19 protein-coding genes and 3 pseudogenes are annotated in these 14,094 nt (G+C 48.0%); 6 read left to right on the top strand and 16 right to left on the bottom strand.

Annotated elements, in window-relative coordinates:
- The first annotated feature begins 41 nt into the window (after window positions 1–41).
- A complete protein-coding gene (locus C1192_RS25060; protein WP_120795389.1) occupies window positions 42–131 on the top strand; it encodes a hypothetical protein in 90 nt (29 codons plus the stop codon).
- A 625-nt stretch (window positions 132–756) separates the two neighbouring features.
- Window positions 757–942 (top strand): hypothetical protein, encoded by a 186-nt coding sequence (locus C1192_RS04520; protein ID WP_038355900.1) that lies wholly within the window; start codon window positions 757–759, stop codon window positions 940–942.
- A 1,160-nt stretch (window positions 943–2,102) separates the two neighbouring features.
- Here the strand turns inward: C1192_RS04520 and C1192_RS04515 are convergent.
- From C1192_RS04515 to tnpA, 6 genes and pseudogenes are all read right to left on the bottom strand, one after another.
- On the bottom strand, window positions 2,103–2,855 hold the full coding sequence (locus C1192_RS04515) for an antitermination protein (protein ID WP_038355899.1): 753 nt from the start codon (window positions 2,853–2,855) through the stop codon (window positions 2,103–2,105).
- Between the two features lie 13 nt (window positions 2,856–2,868).
- Window positions 2,869–3,918 (bottom strand): DUF968 domain-containing protein, encoded by a 1,050-nt coding sequence (locus C1192_RS04510; RefSeq protein WP_001265275.1) that lies wholly within the window; start codon window positions 3,916–3,918, stop codon window positions 2,869–2,871.
- Between the two features lies 1 nt (window position 3,919).
- Window positions 3,920–4,198 (bottom strand): hypothetical protein, encoded by a 279-nt coding sequence (locus C1192_RS04505; RefSeq protein WP_023147795.1) that lies wholly within the window; start codon window positions 4,196–4,198, stop codon window positions 3,920–3,922.
- A 123-nt stretch (window positions 4,199–4,321) separates the two neighbouring features.
- A complete protein-coding gene (locus C1192_RS04495) occupies window positions 4,322–5,893 on the bottom strand; it encodes an IS66-like element ISCro1 family transposase (protein ID WP_001756948.1) in 1,572 nt (523 codons plus the stop codon).
- 19 nt (window positions 5,894–5,912) lie between these two features.
- Window positions 5,913–6,260, bottom strand: a complete 348-nt coding sequence (gene tnpB, locus C1192_RS04490; protein ID WP_069906977.1) for an IS66 family insertion sequence element accessory protein TnpB — start codon at window positions 6,258–6,260, stop codon at window positions 5,913–5,915.
- Window positions 6,260–6,637 (bottom strand): annotated as a pseudogene (tnpA, locus tag C1192_RS04485) (IS66-like element accessory protein TnpA); the annotation flags it as partial. The gene tnpB and the pseudogene tnpA, both read right to left, overlap by 1 nt.
- An 84-nt stretch (window positions 6,638–6,721) precedes the next feature.
- On the opposite strand from tnpA, the gene C1192_RS04480 reads away from it, so the two are divergent.
- A complete protein-coding gene (locus tag C1192_RS04480; protein ID WP_103194771.1) occupies window positions 6,722–8,050 on the top strand; it encodes an IS4-like element IS4 family transposase in 1,329 nt (442 codons plus the stop codon).
- 13 nt (window positions 8,051–8,063) lie between these two features.
- On the opposite strand, the pseudogene C1192_RS04475 reads toward C1192_RS04480, so the two are convergent.
- The 9 genes and pseudogenes from C1192_RS04475 to dicC form a co-directional block, all read right to left on the bottom strand.
- Window positions 8,064–8,375: pseudogene (locus tag C1192_RS04475) on the bottom strand (IS66-like element accessory protein TnpA); the annotation flags it as partial.
- A 49-nt stretch (window positions 8,376–8,424) separates the two neighbouring features.
- Window positions 8,425–8,661 (bottom strand): protein Rem, encoded by a 237-nt coding sequence (rem, locus tag C1192_RS04465; protein ID WP_000980998.1) that lies wholly within the window; start codon window positions 8,659–8,661, stop codon window positions 8,425–8,427.
- A 216-nt stretch (window positions 8,662–8,877) separates the two neighbouring features.
- A complete protein-coding gene (gene hokD / locus C1192_RS04460) occupies window positions 8,878–9,033 on the bottom strand; it encodes a type I toxin-antitoxin system toxin HokD (RefSeq protein ID WP_000813254.1) in 156 nt (51 codons plus the stop codon).
- 612 nt (window positions 9,034–9,645) lie between these two features.
- Window positions 9,646–10,311 carry an epoxyqueuosine reductase QueH gene (locus C1192_RS04455; RefSeq protein ID WP_001595803.1) on the bottom strand — a complete coding sequence of 222 codons (666 nt, stop codon included), beginning with the start codon at window positions 10,309–10,311 and terminating at the stop codon, window positions 9,646–9,648.
- A 101-nt stretch (window positions 10,312–10,412) separates the two neighbouring features.
- Window positions 10,413–10,598: pseudogene (locus tag C1192_RS04450) on the bottom strand (methyltransferase); the annotation flags it as partial.
- Window positions 10,595–11,017: a DUF977 family protein gene (locus tag C1192_RS04445; RefSeq protein ID WP_001151183.1), complete on the bottom strand. Its 423-nt coding sequence runs from the start codon at window positions 11,015–11,017 to the stop codon at window positions 10,595–10,597. The pseudogene C1192_RS04450 and the gene C1192_RS04445, both read right to left, overlap by 4 nt.
- 40 nt (window positions 11,018–11,057) lie before the next feature.
- The gene (locus C1192_RS04440) at window positions 11,058–12,023 is read right to left on the bottom strand and encodes a phage replication protein O (RefSeq protein ID WP_038354781.1); all 966 of its coding nucleotides are present in this window, start codon (window positions 12,021–12,023) and stop codon (window positions 11,058–11,060) included.
- Window positions 12,004–12,525: a toxin YdaT family protein gene (locus tag C1192_RS04435; protein ID WP_038354782.1), complete on the bottom strand. Its 522-nt coding sequence runs from the start codon at window positions 12,523–12,525 to the stop codon at window positions 12,004–12,006. The genes C1192_RS04440 and C1192_RS04435 overlap by 20 nt, the downstream gene beginning before the upstream one ends.
- On the bottom strand, window positions 12,509–12,739 hold the full coding sequence (gene dicC / locus C1192_RS04430) for a dicB transcriptional regulator DicC (RefSeq protein ID WP_000920568.1): 231 nt from the start codon (window positions 12,737–12,739) through the stop codon (window positions 12,509–12,511). Before dicC ends, C1192_RS04435 begins: the two co-directional genes overlap by 17 nt.
- 83 nt (window positions 12,740–12,822) lie before the next feature.
- On the opposite strand from dicC, the gene dicA reads away from it, so the two are divergent.
- The 3 genes from dicA (at window position 12,823) to C1192_RS04415 (ending at window position 13,830) form a co-directional block, all read left to right on the top strand.
- Window positions 12,823–13,230, top strand: coding sequence for a DNA-binding transcriptional dual regulator DicA (dicA, locus tag C1192_RS04425; protein WP_038354783.1), 408 nt, complete (start codon window positions 12,823–12,825; stop codon window positions 13,228–13,230).
- A gap of 166 nt (window positions 13,231–13,396) precedes the next feature.
- Window positions 13,397–13,549: a DUF1391 family protein gene (locus C1192_RS04420; protein ID WP_000379591.1), complete on the top strand. Its 153-nt coding sequence runs from the start codon at window positions 13,397–13,399 to the stop codon at window positions 13,547–13,549.
- Window positions 13,550–13,560: 11 nt separating this feature from the next.
- Window positions 13,561–13,830, top strand: coding sequence for a hypothetical protein (locus tag C1192_RS04415; RefSeq protein ID WP_241482947.1), 270 nt, complete (start codon window positions 13,561–13,563; stop codon window positions 13,828–13,830).
- A gap of 63 nt (window positions 13,831–13,893) precedes the next feature.
- Here C1192_RS04415 and C1192_RS04410 read toward each other — a convergent pair whose 3' ends face one another.
- Window positions 13,894–14,094 (bottom strand): hypothetical protein, encoded by a 201-nt coding sequence (locus C1192_RS04410; protein WP_000159335.1) that lies wholly within the window; start codon window positions 14,092–14,094, stop codon window positions 13,894–13,896.

Raw genomic sequence — 14,094 nt, 5'->3', positions numbered from 1 at the left:
TTTAATTTCAGGCCCCATCGGATCACACATGGAGAGTTTTTATGAATAACCCCGTCTGTCTTGATGACTGGTTGATTGGCTTTAAAAGCTTATGCTGTACTTTGGCCGTAATAGCTCTGCTAATAATATAATAAGCAGACTCATTGTGTTTAGGGACATTGTACTGGAAGAAAACATTTTAAACATCAGGCAAATAACCAAGTCACCAGCTAAATAATAAGTTAACAGACATGAGTCCCGGGATGAGATTCAACATTACCATTGCCCCATTTAAAGCACAAAACCCGCTCATCAGCGGGTTTTCTACTTTTTCTTAACGTCGGGTATACAAAGCCCATCGTTGAAAAAATTTTATCCATATTTTTTGAAAAATGCAAGCATCAGGTTACCATCTTCATTGAAAAACCTTTATCGTGTTACTTTTATCAATTGCACTTCAGCATAGAGTTATCCCAGACAGCACTTTAAAGACTTCTACATTACACACACCTTGTCTCCCCTTCTCGTCATATCTGCAAGACCGATATGCATGACGCAGTACATACGCTGAACTGCTTTATCCATCTGCATATTCTAGTGCTAAAGCGACTTCAGTAGCAGAAGCAAAATTCTGCTACTGTGCCAAACAGGAGTAAACGTCATTTTATGTAATGTTGATTGAGTGGTCATAGTATCACCTCAATAACAACTCTCCGCCCTATCATTGAAAGCATATCTGCTATAATTAAAAAGCCACTTAACATCAGGACTTCAAACATGACTTCAAATCAATCTGAAAACGAAATAGTTAATACTGTCAAAAAATATGCATCATGTGCTGACGATGCTTTGCAGGGAGACAAAGAAAACGTTAAAGATAAATTTAGAAATTATCCACTGACTAGCGTGGTGGTTGCTCTAAGCATAGGGTTAACGCTTGGTTTTATTATTGGCAGAAAATAATCTTAAGCCTCCCATAAGTCGTACACAATCACATCTGCCAATTAATGTTCCATTAGTAAAAAACCACCTCCTGTGGAGGTGGTTTAAGGATAGCAACAAAACACAACCTACTTTAAACGGCTATATTCTGCTATATCTAAATAATAGGATCTCTTTTATCATCCGGTGAAAAAGGGTTCAATGGTTGCCCCTCATCAGGACGCTCAACGGGCTCATCATCAGGCTTACGGTCATCAAAATCTGGATGTTCTGACATATTCCACCCTAGTATTTTTATGCAGGAAAGATTATTTACTCTTTCCGGTTGTCTTTTTTATTATCCTTACCCTTACTATCCTCATTGTTTTTATTCCTGTCATGAGATTTTTCATTTGAATCACTTACATATAATGTATTCATGGGGACTCCAGTTTTTTAACAGCACAATGCTGTATCTGTAATTATAGATGCAATTAATCATTATGATATGTATGTTTCATGCACAAATCAGAAACGCATCTAGTGCTTTAATTAATATGGATTTTATTGCTGTAGATTTACAAAAATTTTCATAATTAACCAGCAATATAAGACAAATATCTCATAACATGAGGAAAATCAAGCTCATTTAAAGCAATTTATAATTTTCATCCTACTGTTTTCCCTGCACTGCCAACACAAGTTTCATCGCAACACTCTGACAAGACACCAATAAAATCAGTTTCGTTATCACCTTAATTTTCTTCATGGGTAACAAACCGGTAATACATCGATAGCCAGATTTCCGGCGTAAGCCATTTATTTGCAGCCTGATTGATGCGCGTTACTGTTACCTCTTCCCTGCATCAGGATGGCTTCTCCAGATGATATGGTTAATCACACTGGAACATTCACGCATAACCGTTTCCTTCATATCCTGCCGTTTTAGCATGTCTTTTCCCCTTCTTGTTAATATCAATAACTAACACAAATCTAAAAAAGCCAGCAATGTAAAAAAACTGCATTCACGGCAACCATAATGGTTACCGTTCTGCACAAAGTTTATGTCCACAAAAAAACCACTCTGCGCGGCTTATTGATATTTTCCACCGGTATGCATATAAGGCTCATCATTGGAAAACTCTTTGCACGTTTCCTTAGAAAATACAATCGTTATGTCGCCATCGTTCGGTGAAAATCATTTATCTCGTCACTTTTCTTAATTGCACCTCAGCATATGCTTCTTCCTGCCAGCACTTTGTAACCAGTTTATCAATGACATCTGCATATCCTTTGTACCACTGATAATCCGTCAGGTCTGGTACCAGCTTCTGGACATGACACCGCGCCAGTGTCGTTGGTAAACGACTAAACCGGTTTCCATTGCAACGCCCACAAACCTTATAAACAGGCGTGCTATGAAGCTGGGTTCTTTTTTCATCCAGGACAATACCTTTCCCCTTACACCCTCTGCACGCTGTGCTGACTTCTCCCTTACCATGGCAATGCTGACATAGTTCCTTCACCCACTCTTCCTTGATAACAGATTCCCCACTTCTGGAGTGTTTCACCACTTCGCGCAATACATTATGAAATCCAGTACCAGCACAATACTCACAGCGAGCCTTACTTGCCGCAGACCTGGAATAATCAGCAAAGGCAAAATTCACAAGGTAAGGGATGATCTGTAACCGGATTTCTTCACTCAATTTGTTCAATGTCGGATTATCCATTGCCATCGCGTAATTGAGCAGACCTTCAATCGCAAACTGAGGATCCTGAACACCAACTTTTGCCAGGAATAAGGCAAAACCAAGCGGAGCTTTCGACTGCACCATCCCCTGCGCAGCCATCACATCTGTTATTGTTAAACCACCCGAGCCTGTCGCCGGTGCGTCATCACTCAATTTTGGAGATTTTGGGGAGTAATATTTTGGTAAAGCTTCAAGGTTCATGCTCGTTCTCCACTTACGCCAGTACGCCTATTGCCAGCGCACGATCGATAAAACGAAATATCAGCTCCAGCTGGGAGCCATACTTCTCTTCAAATGCCACGGTATTCGCATGCAGCTCGTCGTGATGCTTTCTGCACAAAGGCAACACAAAGAGATCATGTGCTTTGGTTCCCATTCCGCCCTGCCCGTGACCAATCAGATGATGCGGATCGTCGGCTGGCATACCGCAGCAAGCACACGGCTGTGTCTTAACCCAGCGTGTGTATTTCTCCTTAACCCAACGGTGACGTTTAGGCAGCTTCATGAAAGATTCCGGAGACTCTGGATCAACGGTGATGCTTACCACCGTCTTTTCCTGTGATGGGTTTTGTTGCTGGTGGGCGTGAGGCAACGGTGCAAGATTTTTTGTGCGCTGTTTCAATATGCTGGTGGCGGTCTGCTCTCCCGGTACGATGTCGCTTTCGCGGTACACCGAGCAGTTTTTTTCCGCTGGTAATCCCAGCGAGCGACGTAATACCGCTTCCGGTAGCGCGTCCGCCACCTGATTGCGGACCGCCCACCAGGATAATTCAGCCAGAGATAATTCACGCTCCTGCGTACCGCTTATTGCGTGACCGATGACGTCAATCATCCATGCTGACAGGTTTTGATGAGCAAGTTGCTCGAGTGATTCGGATGTCTGGTCACGCAGCTGGTTGTCGCAGTGCCAGCACAACACCATTGCGCCGGTACCATAACGGTGAATAACGGTTTCGCTGTGATGATAATCGCCGTGTGGCCACTGGCAGGATTTAATATGGCGCAACAGCCAGTCAGACAATGCACCAGCACCACCAGCAGCACGAATTACCCGTGCGTTACTGAAAAACGGCAGCAATGTTTTGTCTTCCACCAGCGGCTGGCGAACGGCAGGAACGACCCCGGACGGCAGATTACGCATGCTTTTCGGTTCCGGCTCCACCAGTACCCGGGTATTGTGGAATACCGGCATGGATTCACGGCCCGGCTTAACGACCACCAGCCCGAGTTCCGGTACCAGAACAGGTCGAAGTAATACCCGCACGTTACCTCCAGATGCGTTGCTGGAATGTACGGGACGGACGCGGTGGGCGTTCGGAGTAAGGCAATCTGACTGAGATTATCCAGTGACGGTAGTCGAGACTAAGGGCTTTCTTAACCTCGTATCCGCGCCTGCGGTAACACTGAATTATCCATTCAGCCTGCTCTTCAGTGCATGGAGGGTGCTGGAACCATTCAGACTTGAATGCGTGAGAATACCGCTCGTGCGTGCAGGCAAGAACGGGCGAATTATCAGAATTGTAATATTTTACGTTGCGTGCCATCGGTTTTCTCCGGTGGCACGGTGTTACTCAGCGGGAGTTCAGCCCCGCGCAAGATTGTAGATGAGTTTATTCTTCTGCAAAAGCTGAAAAGCCGTAAGCGGCTCGTCAGAACCGTATTGATATTTACTGAGAGCTCAGATCAACTTTCCAGGGCAACAGATCGCGTACCCGGTTTGCCGGCCAGTCCTGGATATGTTCAATGACGTAACGCAGCCACTTTTCTGGCTCCACATTGTTCAGACGGCATGTGCCGATCAGCGAGTACAACACCGCCGCATGTTCACCACCGCTGTCGGAACCCGCGAACATCCAGTTTTTCCGGCCTACGGCCACTCCCCGTAAGGCGTTCTCTGCGATGTTGTTGTCGATTTCCACCCAGCCATTACTGCAGTACACGTTCAGTGCATCCCACTGTTTCAGCAGGTATGCGAACGCTTTTGCCGTATCTGAGTGACGCGACAGTGTTTTCATCTGTTGCTGTATCCAGTCATACAGTGACTGCATCAGTGGCGCGGCTCTGGCTTTTCTTGCCGCCAGACGCTGTTCTGCTGAACAGCCCCGGACCTCTGCCTCGATAGCATACAGTTCACCGATACGCTGCAGGGCTTCCGTGGTGATGTCGGTGGGCGCTCTTGCATGCACATCGTGGATTTTTCTCCGGGCATGAGCCATACACGCGGCTTCCGTTATTCTGCCGGATTCGTATAACGCCCGGTAACCACCGTAAGCATCGGCCTGAAGCACACCGCTGTAACCGGCCAGGTGATTTTGTGGATGGATACCTTTCCGGTCCGGACTGTACGCGAACCAGACCGCCGGGGGCATCTGTGAACCGGCGTTGCGGTCATCACGGACGTAGACCCACAGCCGGGCTGTCCGGGTTTTACCGCTGCCCGGCTCCTGGACCGGGACGGGGATATCATCGGCATGGACTTTACCGGGCATCAGCACATACTGGCGCAGGACGTCATACAGCGGCTCCAGCAGTTCAGCAACGGCACCGGTCCAGCGCCCCAGTGTGGCACGGCTCAGCTCCACTCCCTGACGACGGTATATTTCTGACTGGCGGTATAACGGCAGATGGTCTGCATATTTCCCGGTGACAACATGGGCCAGAAGCCCCGCTCCGGCATAACTGCGTGCAATGGGTTTTGAAGGTACTGGTGCCTGCACGATATGGTCGCACCGGCAACAGGCCAGTTTCGGACGTTGTGTTTCGATAACCTTAAAGGCGCTGCTGATAAGCTCCAGTTGCTCTGACACATCACATCCCAGAGAACTGAGTTCACCACCACAGGCAGGACAGCATTCCTCTTCCGGCCGGATAACCCGGGTTTCACGGGGAAGTGAGGCCGGTAACGGTTTACGGGCTGAAGACTGGCGCAGGGCGGATGGCAGTACCGGGTCATATTGCTCACCCAGCGTTTCCGCCATTTCTTCCTGAAGTGCGCTGATTCGCTCCTGAGCTTCCTGTATCTGCCGTTCGGTTTTTGCACGAAGTTTTTCTGAGCTTTTACCGAACTGCATACGTTGCAGTTTCGCAACCAGCGCCTTCAGCCGGTTGATTTCGGAAGCATAAGCCGCCACCCGCTGTGAGAGCAGGCGGTTGTATTCAGCCATCTGGCGGATGGTGTCCTGTTGCGTCTGCAACAGTGCCCGCAGGCGGGCGTTCTCATGAGCAAGTGAGGTGTCCATATCCTCACTTTACAACGGGTTATATGCGGATTCCAGCGCGTTCCGTTCGTTTCGGGTGCTTCCAGTTGATACCTTCAGGAAGCATGGATAACTGAGCCGGAGTAAGGTGCACCTTGCCGTCACGGGTGACTGGCCAGACGAAGCGGCCCCGCTCCAGGCGTTTGGTGAAGAGGCACAGTCCGTCACTGTCAGCCCACAACACTTTTATCTGGTCACCCCGGCGTCCGCGGAAGATGAACAGGTGTCCGGAGAACGGGTCATCCTTCAGGACGTTCTGAACTTTTGATGCCAGGCCGTTAAAGCCATTTCGCATATCGGTGATACCTGCAACCAGCCAGATACGCGAACCGGCAGGGAGAGATATCATCAGTGGCTGCTCCCTTTTATTTCGCGGATAAGTGTCTGTAATAACGCCGGCGTCAGTTTACCTTTAAGCCTGAGAGTTCCGGCCGGCAGAACCAGCTCACAACACAGACTGTCGGACGGTGTATTTATCTGCTCTGGTTCCTGTGCGGGGGCCGGGATTTTATTATCCGGCTCCGGCGTTAACGTCACGGGAAGCAGTGCCGGCATATTTTTTCCGGAAGGCAGCAGGCCACCTTTCCGGTATTGATGGCGCCAGTTGAAGAGCAGGTTATCGTTGATTCCGTTTTCCCGGGCGATCTGCGCCACACAGGCTCCGGGCTGCAGTGACTGCTCCACTAAGGCGATTTTAAACTCATAAGGGAAGTTGGGCCGCCGGGGTAATGCCGATCAGTTAAGGATCAGTTGACCGATCCAGTGGCTGTGTAAGAATCCGGAAACGCTCACTCGTTTCCGGATTTTTTTATGCTCATTGGACAGGCCCTTGATTTGGTATCCCGTTACGATTCTCTGCGTAACCCACTGACTTCTCTGGGGGATTACCTCGACCCCGAACTCATCTCTCGTTGCCTTGCCGAATCAGGTACTGTAACGCTACGCAAGCGCCGTCTTCCCCTCGAAATGATGGTCTGGTGTATTGTTGGCATGGCGCTTGAGCGTAAAGAACCTCTTCACCAGATTGTGAATCGCCTGGACATCATGCTGCCGGGCAATCGCCCCTTCGTTGCCCCCAGTGCCGTTATTCAGGCCCGCCAGCGTCTGGGAAGTGAGGCTGTCCGCCGCGTGTTCACGAAAACAGCGCAGCTCTGGCATAACGCCACGCCGCATCCGCACTGGTGCGGCCTGACCCTGCTGGCCATCGATGGTGTGTTCTGGCGCACACCGGATACACCAGAGAACGATGCAGCCTTCCCCCGCCAGACACATGCCGGGAACCCGGCGCTCTACCCGCAGGTCAAAATGGTCTGCCAGATGGAACTGACCAGCCATCTGCTGACGGCTGCAGCCTTCGGCACGATGAAGAACAGCGAAAATGAGCTTGCTGAGCAACTTATAGAACAAACCGGCGATAACACCCTGACGTTAATGGATAAAGGTTATTACTCACTGGGACTGTTAAATGCCTGGAGCCAGGCGGGAGAACACCGCCACTGGATGATCCCTCTCAGAAAGGGAGCGCAATATGAAGAGATCAGAAAACTGGGTAAAGGCGATCATCTGGTGAAGCTGAAAACCAGCCCGCAGGCACGAAAAAAGTGGCCGGGGCTGGGAAATGAGGTGACAGCCCGCCTGCTGACCGTGACGCGCAAAGGAAAAGTCTGCCATCTGCTGACGTCGATGACGGACGCCATGCGCTTCCCCGGAGGAGAAATGGCGGATCTGTACAGTCATCGCTGGGAAATCGAACTGGGATACAGGGAGATAAAACAGACGATGCAACTGAGCAGGCTGACGCTGAGAAGTAAAAAGCCGGAGCTTGTGGAGCAAGAGCTGTGGGGTGTCTTACTGGCTTATAATCTGGTGAGATATCAGATGATTAAAATGGCAGAACATCTGAAAGGTTACTGGCCGAATCAACTGAGTTTCTCAGAATCATGCGGAATGGTGATGAGAATGCTGATGACATTGCAGGGCGCTTCACCGGGACGTATACCGGAGCTGATGCGCGATCTTGCAAGTATGGGACAACTTGTGAAATTACCGACAAGAAGGGAAAGGGCCTTCCCGAGAGTGGTAAAGGAGAGGCCCTGGAAATACCCCACAGCCCCGAAAAAGAGCCAGTCAGTTGCTTAACTGACTGGCATTAGGGCCGCCGGGGACGTTTTTTTACCACGGGGGCTTCGGATATAACGGTGCTTTCAGGACGTACGACTGGTACCGTGGAAAATTGTCCGTAAAGGCAGGCATCAAGTTCCTGCTCCGACATGCCTGCGGGCAAAGGCCACGAAAGGCCAGCTCTCCGAAAGCGCACGAACATACTACAAACTGTTGATTTTGGTACACCCAGGCGACGCCCGGCCACAACCCGGGGTAAATGTTCTTCAAAGTGAAGACGTAAAGCTTCAGTGATCCAGGTCCGGTGTTTCATACGATAGTGTCCATTAAAAATGATGGACATTATTTTTGTAGAGCCGGAGGAAACAGACCAGACGGTTTAAATGAGCCGGTTACGAAAAGCCTGCTTTTATTCCGATCTCTTTCAGTGCCTGTAATGAAGTGACAAACTCACCTTCGCGCAAGATAAATCCGTCTGTCACTCGACCATCCACAAAATTAATTAACGCAGCCCCATTCTTTCGCAAACACATAATGCGGTAATGACTAACAAGATTTCCATTTTCAACGCACACAGCATAGAGGCCATCTTCACAAAAAATTTTACGCAGTTCTTCGATGTTCATCATCAGAATCCTTCCGGATAATTAGCTCTCCCCTTTAAGGGACCATCCCTCTTATCCCTGCGCGCTACTTAAGTATTTTTGATTCTATTCCGGCACCGTCCAGAACTTCAAACGCGTTGAAAATAAAAACAAAAACCCGCCGAAGCGGGTTAAGTGCGGGTGCGTTGAGGATGCCTGCCACATCAGAGGTGGCGAGGGATTTCTCCCTCGCCGGGTCTCTTACTCCTCAGGTTCGTAAGCTGTGAAGACAGCGACCTCCGTCTGGCCGGTTCGGATTCGTACCTCGCAGAGGTCTTTCCTCGTTACCAGTGCCGTCACTATGACGGTTAAACAGATGACGATCAGGGCGATTAACATCGCCTTTTGCTGCTTCATAGCCTGCTTCTCCTTGCCTTTCGGCACGTAAGAGGCTAACCTACATGTGTCTAGCATGAAATTGGCCTCAGATTAATGTTAAGCGTCTTGCAGGACGCGTAATGTTAACTGGGGCTTTTCTCTATCTGCCGTTGGTGTTCATGCCCGAGGCAGATAGCCTCAAGCACCCGCAGCCATTCTACTTAACTACCGTTACCTCGCCAATATGAAATCAATCAGAAAGGTGATCCATAAGAACAATAACAAGACAATAAATTGCCATTACAGCCACAATAGCCAGCGTGCATTTGAGAACCAGCACATAAATCTCCTGCTCTTGACGTATACAGGCACTGATAAATATGTGTCTTCGTGCTCGTTACTTCAATACGTAAGCGTCAGTTGCGCGTAATCAAATCAGACAACCGACTTTAAACCAGGGACAAACAGCAGGTAAAATAATCAAACGTTATTTTAAGCCATATCATGGCTGCAAGATTTCCTCTAATTTCAACAAGATGAGCAGGTCATTGCTTGCACTGATGACCTGCTCATTAATCATGATTATTTGAAAATTAAGGTAGGCGTACTATATATAGAAACACTGCTACGCTCCGTTGGCATAATATAAAATCATTCCTGTCCTTCTTTACCGTAGTGCAGTTGACCAATTTTGATTAGAGGGCGTCCCTGAGATTTGCGGTGTAGATTGGTATCGCGCAGTGAATACACGCAGCCACAATATTCCTGCTGATAGAATTGTTCGCGCTTGCTGATTTCAATCATGCGGGAAGAGCCGCCCTGTTTTCGCCAGTTATAATCCCAGTACACCATGCCCGGATAATGCGCGACGGCTCGCCGTCCACAGTCGTTAACCTGCTGCATATTTTTCCAGCGTGAAATGCCCAGTGAGCTACTGATCACACTGAAACCATTTTCAGCGGCATACAGTGCAGTCCGCTCAAAACGCATGTCAAAACACATGGTACAACGGATCCCTCGTTCAGGCTCCCATTCCATTCCTTTGGCTCGCTCAAACCAGTTGTCTGTGTCGTAATCAGCATCAATAAATGGCACGCCGTGTTGTTTAGCAAAGCGAATATTCTCATCCTTACGAATTAAATACTCTTTCTGAGGATGAATGTTCGGGTTGTAGAAAAAGATGGTGTAGTCGATTCCCGAGGCCTGAAGCGCCTCCATCACTTCACCGGAACATGGAGCACAGCAAGAGTGCAGTAATAGTTTTTTTGCCCCGTTTGGGAGCTCCAATTTGGGGCGTTTGAAATCAGCAACAGTCATAAATGTGTTTATGAGGTTCATGAAAATAGCAAAAAGTGTAGCATCAGAACGGGCTATCGGAAACAGATGTCTAAATCTGGTAATGTCTGCTTTTGATGCAAAGCAGACAACCACGGCAGCGCACGAAAATCAGCGATAATGTCGGGATTAATAATCGGGTGACGTCCATCACATAGCGAATGTTCCTCTTTCCTGATATCGCTAAATATCGACCATTCGTCATTCTTATCGAACCAGAGCATGCGACTGCCACAGCACATGTCGAGAATGGTAGCCGATGTACTCACAGCATCACCTCCCGATAATTCCCCTGATAAAACGTCAGAACACGCTGCATAACTTCGCTCTTCCGGCACTCGCGACAGATTATGTTTAGACGACTGTCGTAGCGGCGTATTTCTCCGTCAGGTAATGACCAGATAAGGTCCGGATCAACCACAGCAGGTTTCTTCACCTTTGCCCTCGAGAGTTTTTTGCGGGCGTTTTGCCAGTCCTTACGCGCCTGTTCAGACGGGAATAACCCGTAGCCGGAGTTGTATACATCGCCACTGGCTACCAGCTCTCTGGCAAGAACGCTCATCAGATATCTAGTCGCACCTGTTTTAGCTTCCAGTTGCCGTAACGTCTCACGACCGCTCTGGCGCACGAGTTCCACCACCTGCCCTTTAATTTTTTCCCGCTCTTCTTGTGTAAAAACTTTTGCCACAAGTCCCCCTTAAAATTACCTCATGACCTGAAATCAACACTTATCCTCTGAAACCAGGCGGAATTTCTGTATCCGGTTCAGAAATATGATTAACACAACGCTGTACAGGTGAACGTCCCAGGCGGATGACCAGTTCGTCCCATTTTTCGCGGAGCTTTGACGGGCTCATGATGTTTTTTACCCAGAATGGATCTCGCTGAACCCGACCAAACATTTCGCAAATTTGTCTGTGGCTTCTGCCATCCAGCATCCGCATTGTGCGCACGTCATTGGCCCAGGCAGTCCAGTTAGGCTCTTTTGGTCGCATGATCTCGCCATCATCACTGGCTGCCTGTTCGTAGAGACCCACGATCCGCCCCCAGATCCACTGCGCACACGCCAAATCCTCCCTGCTACCCCACTGGCGTTTTTTCGCACTAAACACAACCGCGTCGGAGTTCCGGGTTAAAAAATCCTGTTCAGTCGTCTGCGGGTCCGGTTGCGAAGCTTCCGGACGAAAAGTGTTTTTATTCTCTGTAGTAATCTCTGTTGTATTCTCTGTAAGATCATCAGGCCATTTTGACCCGATGACATTGGGTCGTTTTGAACCAATGGAGCGTTTCATTTTGACCTCTTCCATCGTATCATTTAGACCTGATGGAGCAGCGCATTTTGAACCGATGGATACGCTCAATTTACCACCATCTAAAAGCTCGCACCCATAGTTGATCGTGTAGAAATTGGTCATGTCGCGCTTTGATTTATTGAGCTTTTCGCAACGCAAAAGCCCCAGCGTTTTCAGACTTGCAAACGCGCGCTTTAACGTTGACTCTGACCAGAATGGGAACTGTTCCAGCCATTGTTCCGTTGTGTTATAAATCCAGCGGACACCATCACATTCCATACCGGAATTAGTATCTCTCAACCAGTAATGCAACTGCTGCAACACAATGGCCTCGTTTAAGCCAATCTTCATCGCAAGCTGTGTGTTTATAACCAGTGGGCGTTCAGCAAAAAGAAGACTCATAATTCCATCCAGCTTTTTGTTGGTATTGCTGTCGATACGCAAGCTTGAAAGCAATTGCTTTTTCTATAAGTTCGTCAGTTTCACGATCCACTACGGCAGGATCAGCAAAAAGCAGTCCGGACTCCACCACATCGCCATATTCTTTGTTTAACCCGGCGATCATATACGTGATGCTTTTTCCGTCACTAATTTCACGATATAACCTGAAATCATTAATCCGGATAGCCTCCATAATTGCAGGCACTAGCGCCATGAACTTTTCACGCTTATCCCTGGTGTCGATAGCCTTCCAGCGTTCGAATATCTTCACTCGATTAACGCCAAGCGCTCGCTGATCAACCGCGCCACCTTCATCTGTGACACGCTTAACATCGATGTTCGGGCGCTCTTTCAAAGCCCAGAATGCTTCAGTGATTAATATCGTCGCCTGCTCCTGTGTCATTCCTGGTCGACATATCCAGGCATCCAGAGCCTCACGAGCCTGTTCAGGAGTGATTTTCATTGTTCAACCGCCCCGCCCGCTTCGTCTTACGATATTCGTCATAAACTTTGGGGTCATACTGAAGCTCCCCGCCAGATGCCTCCTGTAGACGCATCGCGCGACCTTCGGGAACTAAATCCCCTTTCCAGCTATAAAGCGAAGCCAAACGAATACCAGCTGCTTGTGCAAGTTTTGTTTTTGAACCGAAATACAAAAGAGCGTCAGTTTTAAGCATTTAAAACACCTTGATTGTTAGTTATAACTAACAAAATAGATGTTAACAAAAACATAGTCAATACGATTTAGCATTAGCTAACTATGGATACAAAAAATTTAACTATCGGCGAACGCATTAGGTATCGTCGGAAAAACCTCAAACACACCCAAAGGTCTCTTGCTAAAGCCCTGAAAATCTCCCATGTGTCTGTATCACAATGGGAACGGGATGATAGTGAACCTACAGGGAAGAACCTTTTTGCCCTCAGCAAAGTATTGCAATGCTCACCAACATGGATTCTATTTGGCGATGAAGACAAGCAACCAACACCACCTGTTGAGAAGCCAGTTGCCTTATCTCCCAAAGAACTAGAGCTCCTTGAGCTGTTTAATGCACTGCCAGAATCAGAACAGGATACCCAGCTCGCCGAAATGCGAGCTCGAGTAAAAAACTTCAATAAACTCTTTGAAGAATTACTAAAAGCCCGTCAGCGGACAAATAAAAGATAACATCATCAATGAGTTATCTTTTACTACATTAATTATGTTAGTCATAACATACAAAATCACTTGACCAATATGTTAGTCATAGCTAATCTTGTTTGCATCAACACACCGCACGGTGTTCTCAGCAAACAGTTCCGCTACCCCGGCGTTAAGGGGAAATGAGGTCAGCATGGATACTATCGATCTTGGCAACAGCGAATCTCTGGTATGTGGCGTGTTCCCCAACCAGGACGGTACGTTCACCGCGATGACATATACCAAAAGCAAAACGTTTAAAACCGAATCTGGCGCGCGTTGCTGGTTAGCCAGAAACACTGACTGATGAGGCTGACGATGGAATTTAAAGATTTACCGTCTGATGTACAGAAAACAGCAGCTCATACATTGCATTCTGTGCTGCGAGAAATCGGGAAAGATATTGCAAGCGAGCCAGCAAAAGATCTGGCCCGGAAAATCAAGACCGCTTTCGTTGAGCTTTATAATGTTGGCACTGACTCTGAAACTGTCGAGACCAAGAGCGTAAGTTCACCAATATTCTCACTTGAGCCAGGCGTATTATCAGGTGAAATATCACCGAGATTTCCAGCGAACTGCTTCCGGTAATACGAGAAGCAATTTGCCGTCGCGGTTTGGATGGAAGTTACGATCATGACGTCCTGCAAGTTCTCAGGACAATGGTGACTTCACTGGGGATTTGATCCCTGCGTCCTCTAACCTTTTGATATAGCGGTCCTCCAAGAAGCGGTAAATTTTGTCGAAATCATCTTTCCCCTCTGGTTTATTCAGAGGATTACAGGACCCGTAAGTAGCGGCATACATTTCAACCGTTTTATCAAAAATATAAGAGACAAATTCTTCTTTAGTCAT

The sequence above is a fragment of the Escherichia marmotae genome (genome assembly GCF_002900365.1).
Taxonomy (GTDB): Bacteria; Pseudomonadota; Gammaproteobacteria; order Enterobacterales; family Enterobacteriaceae; genus Escherichia; species Escherichia marmotae.
The sequence above is the reverse complement of the archived record's forward strand: the minus strand, read 5'-3'. Positions and strand labels throughout refer to the sequence as shown.